The organism is Streptomyces ipomoeae 91-03 (assembly GCF_000317595.1).
Taxonomy (GTDB): Bacteria; Actinomycetota; Actinomycetes; order Streptomycetales; family Streptomycetaceae; genus Streptomyces; species Streptomyces ipomoeae.
Map to the genome: position 1 here is coordinate 59,369 of NZ_AEJC01000397.1, position 11,575 is coordinate 70,943.

Below are 11,575 nucleotides of genomic sequence, written 5' to 3' on the forward strand. Positions count from 1 at the left end.
GCGGACCTCATCTCTCTTTCTGCTTCAGGACCTCGGCGAGGCTCGGCGCCTCCCGGTCCCGCTGGGACATCGATGTGACCGGCAGCGGCCAGGGAATGGCGAGCTCCGGGTCGTCGAAGGCGATCGTCACGTCCTCGGCCGGATCGTGCGGGCGGTCGATCCGGTACGAGGTGTCGGCGGTCTCGGTCAGCGCCTGGAAGCCGTGCGCGCACCCCGCCGGGATGTACAGGGTCGCCTGCGTCTCACCGGACAGCTCGAAGAAGGCCCGGTTCCGGTACGTCGGTGAGTCCGGCCGCAGATCCACGACCACGTCGAAGATCCTCCCGTACGAGCAGCGCACCAGCTTGGCCTCGCCGGCGCCGGAGCGCAGGTGCAGGCCGCGCAGCACGCCCCGGACGGAGCGGGACACGCTGTCCTGGACGAAGGCGTGCGGGTCGAGGCCCACCGAGCGGACCACGTCGGCGTCGAAGGTGCGGCAGAAGAAGCCGCGCTCGTCGGCGTACGGTGTCGGCTCGAAGAGGAACGCGCCCGCGATCTCCGGGACTTCGATCGCTTTCATGAAGCCTCCTGCCGGGCGTGGGCCCGGGCATGGTCGGTCGTCGGGAACAGGACCGCCGTCAACTCGGTGAACTGCTGCTCAAGTTGCCGGGCGGCGACCAGGTTCCGCTCGGTGAGGGTCCGCCGCAGCTCGGCCGAGCGCTGTTCCAGCTCCCGGAACTGCGCGAGCAGCCGGTCGGCGTCGACCTCGCGCGCCGGGTGGCAGAACGCGCCGAGGCCCATCCGGTCCATGAGCGCGTCGCTCTTCGCCGCATAGCTGAGGGCGAGCACCGGTGTGCCGGTCTTCAGCGCGCAGATCAGGTTGTGGTACCGGACCGCCACCACGCTGTCGGCGGCCGCCATCTCCTTCATCAGGTCGGCCAGTGAGGACGGCTCGGCGGCGGTGACCAGCGGCGAGTCCACCGCGTCGAGGATCGCGGCGACCACCGACGCGTCACACGCGTCGCCGGTGAGCAGTCGGACCGGCCTGCCCTCCTCGACCAGCGCGCGGACGAACCGGATCGTCCCGTCGAGGTAGCGCCGGTGGATCTCCTCGGCCCGGGCGCGGTCGTCGTTGCCGCCGTGGAAGTCCATGACACCGACGCAGACCGTGCCCGGCGAGCCCGAGGGCGTGCCTGTATGTGAACGACTGGCCTCCGGCGTCGGCAGGGCGAACGCGAGGTCCGGGTAGACCTCGTCGCGCGCGGTGTCCACGCCCATCGCCCGCATCGCGTCACGGGACTGGGCGTCCCGGTACGACCGGTACGCGGCCAGCCGCGCCGACCAGCGCACCAGGGCCCGGGTGGGCCGGTTGCCGATCGTCGCGGCGCCGACGCCGACCAGCGCGACCCGGGTGCCGAGCAGCCGGCCGCTCGCGCAGAGCAGGAACAGGGAGTACGGGAAGCCCCACGGCCGCAGCGGCAGCGTGGCCTCCAGGACACCCATGCCCGGCACGATCACCACGTCGTGCCGACGCACCCAGGCAGCGGTGCGGAAGACGTCGACGAGTTTGCCGAGACCCTTCGCCGCGATCGCGCCCGCACGCGAAGCGGTCCGGTACTCCCCGCGGTACCAGTGCAGCCGCGTCGCGGGGATCCCGAACCGGGCCGCGACGGCCTCGGGTCCGCCGCACAGCGCGTCCACGACCGCCTCCGGGTGCTCGGCGCGCAGGTACCCGAGCACGGCCTCCAGCGACCCGTCGTTGCCGAGGTTGCCGGAGCCGAGCAGGCCGAACACCCCGACGCGCACCGGAGCTTCGTCTGCTGACGTCATCCCCGCCTCCCCTCACGGCCGGCGACGAGGGCGTCCACGGAGACGGTCGGCCTGGCCGGGTCGACCGGGGCGCGGTCCTCGACCCGCTCGCCGGCGCCCGGCCGGGCCCGGCTGGCCATCCATGCGGCCAGGTGGCGGTAGCACGCGCGCCGGTCGGCTGCGGACAGCGGCGCCCGCCGGATCGCCGAGACGAAGCCCCAGACGTACTCGGCGAGCAGCCGGGGCGTCGGGTGCAGCGGGCCCGCCCGGCGCGGGTCCAGGTTGACGCACCGGGAGCGCTTGGAGGGGTTCGCCCGCTCGGCGCGGGTGGGGTGGTCGCGGCGGAAGTACAGCAGCTCCGGCACCTGGTGGAAGGGCCCGTGCAGGCCGATCTCGGCGACGAACGTGCGGTCCGCGTGGTGGTAGCTGTCATGCGGCTTCACCTGGCGCAGCACATCGGCCCGCATCACTCCGTAGAAGTCGTCGCCGCCGGGCTCGAACAGCATGCTGCGGAAACGCTCCGGCGCGCTCGGCGAGGCGGTGGCGAGCGTGTACTCGTACGGGACCTTCACCTTGCCGTCTTCGTCGATGACCGCCTGGTCGGCGTGCGCGAGGATCACATGGGGCCGCTCGTCCAGCGCCTCCACGCAGCGCCGCAGCAGGTCCTGGGCGTACAGGTCGTCGTGCGAGGCCCACTTGAACAGCTCGCCGTGGCACTGGGTGAACACGTAGTTGTGGTTCGGCGCGGCGCCGATGTTCCGGGGCAGCCGGATGTACCGGATGCGCGAGTCCTGAGCCGCGTACTTGCGGCAGATGTCCTGGGTTCCGTCGGTCGAGGCGTTGTCGGAGATGACCAGCTCGAAGTCCTCGTAGGTCTGGCCGAGCAGGGCGTCGAGCGACTCGGCCAGGTACTCCTCGCCGTTGTACACGGGCAGGCCGATGCTCAGCCTGGGTCGGTCGGTCATGAGGTCCTCACTTCGGGAACGGAGTCGTGGCGGTGCTCGCGCAGGGCGGACCGCAGCTGCAGCCACCACACGGCCGAGCTGCTGACGGTCGCGGTGGCGACGCCCCAGGCCGAGCCGACCGTGCCGGCGACGGCCGCTCCGCCGAGCCCGCCGCCGACATAGCAGGCGGAGGCGAACAGCTGGGAGCGCAGGCTGCGCCGGGCCGCGCCGAGCGCACGCAGCCCGGCCGCGGCGCCGGTGCCGAGGCCCGCGCCCGCGACGCCGAGGGTGACCGGCACGATGAGCTCCGAGGCGGAGTGCCAGACGCCGCCGAGTACCAGCTCGCCGAGTCGGTCCGGCATCAGCAGCAGCGCCCCGCCCCAGAGCAGCGCGGCGGCGGCCTGCCCGCCACCCAACAGGAGGCAGAAACCGCCGAGCCGGTGCGGGGCCCGCCGCAGCACCCGTGCCGCCTCCGGGACGGTGACCAGCGACAGCCCCATCAGCACGGCGAGGAACGGGCCGAGCAGGAGCTCGGCGCCCCGCACCGCGCCCACCGCGCCGACCCCGACGATCGCGCCGAGCCCGTACGCCCGCAGCTGGCTCGCGCCGCTGAGGCAGGTGTTCTCGACCAGGTACCGGTAGCCGAGGTCGCGGTGCTCGCGAAGCCACTCGCGTGCTCCGCTCACCTGGGGCCGGATCCCGGACTGGAAGCAGCCGTACACGGCGGCCACCGCGGCGGAGGCTCCCCAGGCGAGTACGAAAGCGGCCACGCTGCCCACGCGGGCCGCCACGACCATGGCCGGGACGAGCGCGACGCACCACACGAGGTCGTTGACGAACGCCTTCCGCCCGGCGCCGGCGGCGAAGAACGAGAACCGCCAGGCGTCCTGCAGCAGCAGCCCCGGCAGCAGGACGCCGAGACAGGCGAACGCGGGCCCCACGCGACCGCCGAGACCGAGCCCGGCCACCAGACAGGCCGCGCCGATGGCTGTGCCCACGCCGAGTGCGGTACCCGACGACCGGGCCACCGCCCCGCGCCAGGACGCGTCCGACACGCCGCTGAAGCGCACCGTGAGAGGGTCTGTGGCCAGCCCGCGGGAGACGTTGAGCACCACGCCGTAGGTCACCCAGGCGAGGCTGAACACGCCGAACGCGGTCACCCCCAGCGAGCGGGCCACGTAGATGCCCACCGCGAAGTTGCTGATGCTGGAGGCCGCCTGGTCGGCGAGCCCCCAGGACAGCCGGCCGGCGATGGCCCGCCGGGCGGATCCGGCCGGTGGCGTCGTTGTCTGCGGATTCTCCCTCTCGGTGGTCATCGGCGTCATGCCTTGATCAGCCCGGCGCCGTGCAGGGCGTCGGCCGCGACGGCGACGGTGTCGAACGGCAGCCCGGACCGCTCGGCGACCTCCAGCAGACTGTGCTCGCCGTCGGAGAGATTGAGCACCCAGAGCATGGCCATCTGGGCCTGCTTGGTGTCGCTGCGCCCACCGAGCGCGTCGTACAACCCGCGCCGGCCCAGCTGTGGCTCGCCGTAGGGGCTGAGGTTGAGGTACCGCCGGTTGCGGTCGAGGACGGCGAACGCCTCGCGGCACACGGCGAGCGTGTCCGCCATCGCCTCCGGGGAGACGAAGTCCAGATTGTCCGCCGAGGTGTGGTACTCGGGATAGCCCGCGTACGGGGTCCGGGTGAGCGAGCCGACGCCGAGGTTGAATCCCGGCGAGCAGAACTGCCGCTCGTCATAGCCGTACGGAGTGAACTCGGCGACGCGGTGCGGGCGTTCTGAGGCGGCCAGCACATGCCGCATCACCCGGTCGATCTCCGCGTCGCCGCGCCTGCTCTGCTTGTACGTCAAGGAGCCCGGGTCGCCGGCGCAGGCCAGCACCAGCCCGTGCTTGACCCGCTCCACCCGCTCCGCGTTGCGGGCCAGCCAGGTGATCGCCCCGATGGTGCCGGGCGCGAAGATGAACCGGTAGGTGTAGTACGGCGTCTCCTCGGCCAGCGCCCTGGCCAGGAACGTCGCCACCGCGACGCCGGCCATGTTGTCGTTGGCCAGCGACGGGTGGCAGACGTGGCAGGAGACGATCACCTCGTCGGAGACCTGCCCGGGGACCACGTGCTCGGCGTAGGTGAGGTGGCCGTCGGCGAGGGTGGAGTCGACGCGCACCTCGTACTCGCCGTCCGGCATGGCGTCCAGGGTCTCCTGGGCCAGGCAGAACCCCCAGTCCGGCTTGTAGTAGCTGGTCCGGTACGGCACCCAGGACGGGTGGTCCGGCAGGGTGTGCAGGTGCGCGCGCAGCTCGGACAGCGGCATGGTCCTCGACACCGGCACGCTGTAGCCGAGCACGTGCAGGCTGGACGCGGCGAAGTCGACGACCCGGTGTCCGGTGGAGTCGGCGATGTACGCGTCCCGGATGTTCCACTCCTGCGGCACCGTCCAGTCGAGCACCTGCGTCCCGGTCGGCACCTCGTGCACCTGCAGCGGGACGTACTCGCCGACGATGTCCAGGGTGGCGCGCACACCGTCGCCGGTGATGCTCCGGCACAGCGGGTACAGCCGCTCCACCAGCGCGTACATCTCCTCGCCGGGCGTGGTCATCGGCTGGTCGCCGGCCGCCGTCACCGGCGCCACCGCAGGGTGTCGTCCACGGCACCGGCGTCGGACGCCGCGCGCAGCACGGCGAGGCGCGTGAAGCGTCGCTCGAAGTCCTCCCGGGTCAGCCCGTGTTCCCGGTAGGCGTCGGCGAGTTCGAGCGCGCCCTGCTTCACCGTCCACTCGCAGTCGAAGCCGGGCACCGCGGCGCGGAACCGGGAGAAGTCCACCCGGTACGACCGCGGATCGGCGCCGGTTTCCCCGGTGATCACCACCTTCGCGCCGGACACCGCCTCGGCGACCTGCCCGGCGATCTCGGCGACCGTGACGTTGTTGGTCTCGCTGCCGATGTTGAACGCCCGGTCGTGCACCGCCTCGCGCGGCGCGGTCAGCGCGGCCGTGAAGGCCCGTGCGATGTCGGCGGCGTGCACCAGCGGGCGCCAGGGGGTGCCGTCGGAGAGCACCAGGACCTCGCCGGACAGCAGCGCGTGGCCCACCAGGTTGTTCAGCACGATGTCGGCGCGCAGCCGGGGCGAGTGGCCGAAGGCGGTGGCGTTGCGCATGAACACCGGGGTGAAGTCGCCGTCGGCCAGCGCGTGCAGGTCGTCCTCCACCCGCACCTTGGACTCCGCGTACGGCGTCACCGGGCGCAGTGGGGCGTCCTCGGTGACCAGGTCGTCGCCGCCTGCGGCGCCGTAGACCGAGCAGGTCGACGCGTACAGGAAGCGCCGCACCCCGGCGTCGCGGGCCAGCCGGGCCAGCCGTACGGACGCGTGGTGGTTGATGTCGTAGGTGAGTTCCGGCGCCAGCGATCCCAGCGGGTCGTTGGAGAGCGCGGCCAGGTGGATCACGGCGTCGACCCCGGCCACGTGTTCGGCTGTGATGTCGCGCAGGTCCACCCGATGCCCCGGCGGGTCCGCGGGCGTCGGGCCGAGGACGCAGTCGGCGAACAGGCCGGCGTCGAGGCCGACGACCTCGTGCCCGGCGGCGGCGAGGACCGGGGCCATCACGGTGCCCAGATAGCCCTGGTGTCCGGTCAGCAGTACGCGCAAGGTTCAACCCCCCAGGTTGAGCGTGAGTTTGGTGACGGCGAACGCCTCGGCGTAGCGCTCGTGGCATTCGATGCCGCGGATCCGTGCGAGGCCGAGGAAGGCCTCCCGGTCGTACCAGGGCCGGTGCCGCTGCGAGGGGTAGTGCTCCTGCAGCAGTCGTACCTTCTCTTCGGCGATCTCCGGCGACAGCGGCTGGTACGCCGCCATACGGCCGAGATCGCCGTCCCACTTGACGATCTCGTAGCCGAGCACGAGGTGGTCGCGGAACGCGGTGGGTATCAGCTGCGCCAGGCCGCGGTGGTCCTGGTGCGCGTCGTCGGTGCGCGGGGCCAGGATCAGCTCCGGCTCGGTCTGCGCGCGCAGCTCCTCGACCGCCGCCTTGGCCTCCTCCCAGTGCACGGGCAGCCGGCCGTCCGGCAGTTTGTGCACGGTCAGCCGCAGGTCGGCGCCCGGGCAGAAGGCGGCGAGCGCGGCCTGCTCCTCCTGCTCCCGCTCGGTGCCGCCGCCGGAGAGCACCAGCGCGTCGACCCGGATACCCGGCCGCGCGAGGCACAGTGTCAGCAGCGTGCCGCCGGCGCCGATGGCGATGTCGTCGCAGTGCGCGCCCACCGCGACGATCCGGTCCGGGCGCCCGGACCCGAGCCGGATCACGCGCTCACCGCCGCACTGTCCCGCTCCCACACGGCCCACGGGCGGTCGCCCCGCGCGTAGGCGGCGTCGAGCGCGGCCCGCTCCTTCACGGTGTCGGTCGGCTTCCAGAAGCCGCGGTGCTGGTGCGCCACCAGCCGCCCCTGCTTGGCCAGTTGGGCGCATCCGTCGGCGACCAGGTCCCCGTTCTCCGGGATGTGGTCGAAGACCTCCTGGCGGAGCACGAAGTAGCCGCCGTTCTCCCACAGCGGCAGTTCGCTCACCGCCGTAATACCGCCCACCAGGCCGTCCTCGCCCAGCTCCACACAGTGGAACGACGACTGCGGCGGCACCACCATCATCGACGCACCCGCGTCGCGCCGGGCGAACCGGTCGATCATCTCCGGCAGCGGGGCGTCGGTGAGAACGTCGGCGTAGTTGGCGAGGAACATCTCGTCGCCGTCCAGGTGATGCCGCACCCGGCGCAGCCGCTCGCCGATCGGGGACTCGATGCCGGTCTGCGCGAACGTGATCGTCCAGTCCGAGATGTCGGTGGACAGCAGCTCGGTCCGACCGCCTCTCAGCACGAAGTCATTGGACGCCGTCTCCTCGTAGTTGAGGAAGAAGTCCTTGATGTGGTGCGCCCCGTACCCGAGGCACAGAATGAACTCCGTGTGCCCGAAGTGCGCGTAGTAGCGCATGACGTGCCAGATCAGCGGTCTGGGGCCGACCATCGCCATGGGCTTGGGCACGTCGTCGGAGGTTCCGTTGCGCATCCGCATCCCGTAACCGCCGCAGAACAGAACGACCTTCATGCTGTGACCTTTCGGGACGCGACCTCGACAATGCTCAGTTCCGGGATGGGAAAGACCAGCCGGCCGCCCCAGTCGTGCACGAACGACAGCTGCTCGACCAGCTCGGCCCGCAGGTTCCACGGGAGGACGAGGACGTAGTCCGGCTTGTCGGCGGCTATCTGCTCGGGCGGCAGGATCGGGATGCGGGTGCCCGGGGTGAACCTGCCGTGCTTGTAGGGGTTGCGGTCGACCGTGTACGCGAGCAGGTCGGGGCGGATGCCGCAGTGGTTGAGCAGGGTGTTGCCCTTGCCCGGGGCGCCGTAGCCGACGACCGTCTCGCCGCGCTCGGCCGCCTCGATGAGGAACTTCAGGAGGTCCCGGCGCACCTTGGCCACTCGGGCGGAGAACTCGGTGTACCCGGACAGTTCCTGCAGCCCGGCGGCCTTCTCCCGGGCCAGTACGTCGGCCACCCGCTGCGACGGCTCGCCCGCCACCTCAGCCGGCCGGGCCCACAGCCGGATGGAGCCGCCGTGCGTGGGCAGCAACTCGACGTCCACGAGCGCGAGTCCGCCGCTCGCCAGCGCCCGGATCGCGGACGCGACCGTGTAGTACTGGAAGTGCTCGTGGTAGATCGTGTCGTACTGGTTCTCCTCGATCAGGGTCAGCAGGTGCTGCACCTCGATGGAGACCCAGCCGTCGTCGGCGACCAGGGCGCGCAGCCCCTGGGTGAACCCGACCACGTCGGGGATGTGCGCGTACACGTTGTTGGCCACGACCAGCTCCGCCGGGCCGTGCTCTTCGCGGACGGCCGATCCGGTGTCCGGGCTCAGGAACTCCGTGAGCGTGGGCACACCCGCGTCCCGCGCCGCGGCGCCGACGTTCACCGACGGCTCGATGCCGAGGCAGCGGATCCCGCGGTCCACCACATGCCTCAGCAGGTACCCGTCGTTGCTCGCGACCTCGACCACGAAGGCGTCGGTGCCAAGAGCAAGGCGCCGCACGGCGTCGGCGACGAACGTGCGCGCGTGCTCCACCCAGGAGGTCGAGTACGAGGAGAAGTACGCGTACTCCTTGAACGTCTCCTCCGGCGTGATCAGCGGAGGAATCTGCGCGAGCCAGCAGGCGGTGCAGACCCGCAGGTGCAGCGGATACGCGGGCTCCGGCTGATCCAGTTGGTCCGCGGCGAGAAAGCTCTCACACGGTGGCGTCGCCCCGAGGTCGACGACGCTCGCCATCGCTTCCGAGCCGCAGAGTCGGCATCGTGTCATCTACTGTCCCCATCCCCCCTGCTCGCGCGGGTTTTCCCGCCGCGAGTCAGTGCTGACCGACCCGCGATCGCGGTCCGGTACTCCTCCACCAGACGCTCAAGCCCGACGGCCGGGCTGAAGCGCTGCTCGTAACGGCGCCGGGCCGCCTGGCCCATCTCCCGGCCCAGGGCCGGTTCGGCCGCGATCCGGCGTATGCAGGACGCGAGCGAGGCGGACTCGCCCGGCCGGTGCAGCAGTCCGGTCACCCCGTCCTCGACGAGTTCGACGAAGGCACCGTGACCGGCGGCGACGGCCGGGACCCCCGCCGCCATCGCCTCCGCGACCACCAGGCCGAACGTCTCCAGAGCCATCGAGGGAGCCACCACGGCGACCGACCGCGCGACGGCCTGCCGGACCTGGGCCGGGTCGAGCAGGCCGACGTACCGCACGTCGTCCCGGTCCGCCGCCCAGGCGGTCACCTCTTTCTCCAGCGGCCCCGCGCCGGCGAGCACGAGCGGCACGCCCGCACCGCCGCTCGCCGCGATCTCGTCCCACGCGGCCATGAGCAGCCGCACACCCTTGGCCTCCGCGAGCCGGCCGAGAAACAGCAGCTGCTCGCCGGCGCCCTCTCGGCAGGCACCCGGGTCGGGTACGAAGTTGTGCTTCACCGTCAGCAGCTCGGGTGGCATGCCGGACCGCACCAGGATGTCGCGCTGCGCCGCGGAGATGCAGAAGAACCGCTCCACGCCGGACCACCACCGCCGCCGGTTGACCGACAGGCTGACCGCGAGCGGCACCGTCGCGAGGCGGGAGCTCCGGTAGCAGCCGTGCCGCACGGCGGGCAGCGACGCCGCCGACCCGACGCACTCGGTGCACAGCCGGCCGTCCCGCTGCAGCGTGCCGGGCGGGCAGATCTGGGTGTAGTTGTGCAGGGTGGCGACGGCGGGCACGTCGGCGTCGGCGCAGGCGGCAAGCACCGCGGGCGACAGGAGCGGGAAGACGTTGTGGACGTGCACCACGTCCGGCCGCTCGGTGCGGAGCCGGGCGGCCAGTTCCGCGCGGACCGCCGGGTTCCACGGCACCAGCAGCGGCACCGCGACCTTGCCCAGCAGGGACCGGGCGGCGATGTCGTCACTGCGCCGCTCGAACACGTCGACCCGGTGGCCGGCCGCGCGCAGCAGCGCCACTTCCTCGTCGACGACCCTGTTCTCCCCACTCGGCTGCGCCGAGGAGTACCGGTTGTGCACCACGAGAACGCGCATGGTCAGCTCACCTTCCGATCCCGGACCCAGCGCGGGACAGGTCGTCGGGGGACCGGGGGCGCCGGGAGGGGCGTGTCCGCGGCAGGGACGGCAAGGAGCGAGGCGGCCAGGGCCAGATGCAGCAGATACGGCGAGGCGTCGCCGAGACCGGCCTCGGTGTACGACGAGATCGCGACGTAGCTGATCAGGAAGATCGCGCAGGCCCTCGCCAGCGACGGCGGCCGTAGCAGCGCGACGCCGCCGAGGACGAGGATGATGGCTGCCACGAGGGTGACGCCGACCAGACCCTGCTCGTTGTAAACGGCCAGCCAGCTGTTGTCGATCGGCAGCCCGCCGAACGACTTGTCGCCCAGGCCCATGCCGAACAGCTGCTCCGAGGTGGTCCGGGGGGCTGCCAGCAGGGCGTCCCAGACCTTGGCCCGACCGGTGAGGCTGGAGAAGTTCTCCTTGCTCTGTCCGCGCAGGAACCACGTCTGGAGCGCGGAGGCGAACCCCACCGCGGCCACCGTGACCACCAGCACCGCCCACGCGAAGAACCGGCGGGCCGCGGCGCTGGTCAGGACGAGCGAGCCGATCGCCAACACCAGCCCGATGAGCAGGCCGACCGTGGCCGTCCGGGTATGGGTGAGCGCGAGCAGGACGAGTGAGGCGGTGATGACCACCGCCGCACTGGCCTTGTCGACCTGGCGGCCCAGGAGAAGCAGCACGGTGAGCCCGGTGATCACCGCGGTGTACTGTCCGATCTGCGGCGGGGTGAGCGGCCACAGCGCGCCGACCAGCCGCCCGCCGTAGAGCTCGGGCATGGCCGCGCCGGGTGAGACGGCCAGGCCGGCGACCACCGACACGAGCACCGCGAAGTACATCCGGATGTGGTGGCGGACGAACGTCAGGCTGCCGTCCCACCAGCGGCTGACCAGCCACAGTGTGCCGACGAAGAGAGCCAGCCGGGTGCAGCGGAACAGCGCGCCGAACCCGGACTCCAGGTCCGCGCTGGAGATCACGCTCGGCACCAGCAGCAGGGTGAGCAGGAACACGAAGGCGCTCGGCCGGATGCGCAGCCGGAGATTGACCGTGAGCGCCAGCGCGAACGCGGCGACCAGCGCACCCATGGTGACCATCTGGATGAGGGAGCGGGGCAGCGGGACGATGGTCTTCGCCCCGGCGGAGCCGAGCGTGTTGAGGCCCAGCAACGCCCAGACGATCCCGACGGTCTTCGGCGTGCCGGCAGGGGCCCGGTCCCTCTCGACCCGGTCCCTCTCGACCCGGTCCAT

Annotated in this window: 11 protein-coding genes; all 11 read right to left on the bottom strand. The window is 72.0% G+C overall.

What is annotated here, in order from left to right:
• Positions 1–7 precede the first annotated feature (7 nt).
• From rfbC to STRIP9103_RS25765, 11 genes are read right to left on the bottom strand one after another with little or no spacing between them, the layout of a single operon-like run.
• On the bottom strand, positions 8–559 hold the full coding sequence (rfbC, locus tag STRIP9103_RS25715; protein WP_009322831.1) for a dTDP-4-dehydrorhamnose 3,5-epimerase: 552 nt from the start codon (positions 557–559) through the stop codon (positions 8–10).
• Positions 556–1,809 (bottom strand): polysaccharide pyruvyl transferase family protein, encoded by a 1,254-nt coding sequence (locus STRIP9103_RS25720; protein WP_009322807.1) that lies wholly within the window; start codon positions 1,807–1,809, stop codon positions 556–558. Before STRIP9103_RS25720 ends, rfbC begins: the two co-directional genes overlap by 4 nt.
• A complete protein-coding gene (locus STRIP9103_RS25725; RefSeq protein WP_009322728.1) occupies positions 1,806–2,753 on the bottom strand; it encodes a glycosyltransferase family 2 protein in 948 nt (315 codons plus the stop codon). Before STRIP9103_RS25725 ends, STRIP9103_RS25720 begins: the two co-directional genes overlap by 4 nt.
• Positions 2,750–4,057, bottom strand: coding sequence for an MATE family efflux transporter (locus STRIP9103_RS25730; protein WP_048820972.1), 1,308 nt, complete (start codon positions 4,055–4,057; stop codon positions 2,750–2,752). The genes STRIP9103_RS25725 and STRIP9103_RS25730 overlap by 4 nt, the downstream gene beginning before the upstream one ends.
• A complete protein-coding gene (locus STRIP9103_RS25735) occupies positions 4,054–5,328 on the bottom strand; it encodes a DUF4910 domain-containing protein (protein ID WP_048820988.1) in 1,275 nt (424 codons plus the stop codon). The genes STRIP9103_RS25730 and STRIP9103_RS25735 overlap by 4 nt, the downstream gene beginning before the upstream one ends.
• Positions 5,329–5,348: 20 nt before the next feature.
• Positions 5,349–6,374: an NAD-dependent epimerase/dehydratase family protein gene (locus STRIP9103_RS25740; protein ID WP_009322836.1), complete on the bottom strand. Its 1,026-nt coding sequence runs from the start codon at positions 6,372–6,374 to the stop codon at positions 5,349–5,351.
• 3 nt (positions 6,375–6,377) lie between these two features.
• A complete protein-coding gene (locus tag STRIP9103_RS25745; protein WP_009322878.1) occupies positions 6,378–7,025 on the bottom strand; it encodes a PIG-L deacetylase family protein in 648 nt (215 codons plus the stop codon).
• Positions 7,022–7,816, bottom strand: a complete 795-nt coding sequence (locus STRIP9103_RS25750; RefSeq protein WP_009322752.1) for a sugar phosphate nucleotidyltransferase — start codon at positions 7,814–7,816, stop codon at positions 7,022–7,024. The genes STRIP9103_RS25745 and STRIP9103_RS25750 overlap by 4 nt, the downstream gene beginning before the upstream one ends.
• Entirely contained in the window at positions 7,813–9,063 is a 1,251-nt protein-coding gene (locus STRIP9103_RS25755; protein WP_009322760.1) for a class I SAM-dependent methyltransferase, read from the bottom strand. The genes STRIP9103_RS25750 and STRIP9103_RS25755 overlap by 4 nt, the downstream gene beginning before the upstream one ends.
• Positions 9,060–10,304, bottom strand: coding sequence for a glycosyltransferase (locus STRIP9103_RS25760; RefSeq protein ID WP_009322815.1), 1,245 nt, complete (start codon positions 10,302–10,304; stop codon positions 9,060–9,062). The genes STRIP9103_RS25755 and STRIP9103_RS25760 overlap by 4 nt, the downstream gene beginning before the upstream one ends.
• A gap of 2 nt (positions 10,305–10,306) precedes the next feature.
• Positions 10,307–11,575 carry a membrane protein gene (locus STRIP9103_RS25765; RefSeq protein WP_048820973.1) on the bottom strand — a complete coding sequence of 423 codons (1,269 nt, stop codon included), beginning with the start codon at positions 11,573–11,575 and terminating at the stop codon, positions 10,307–10,309.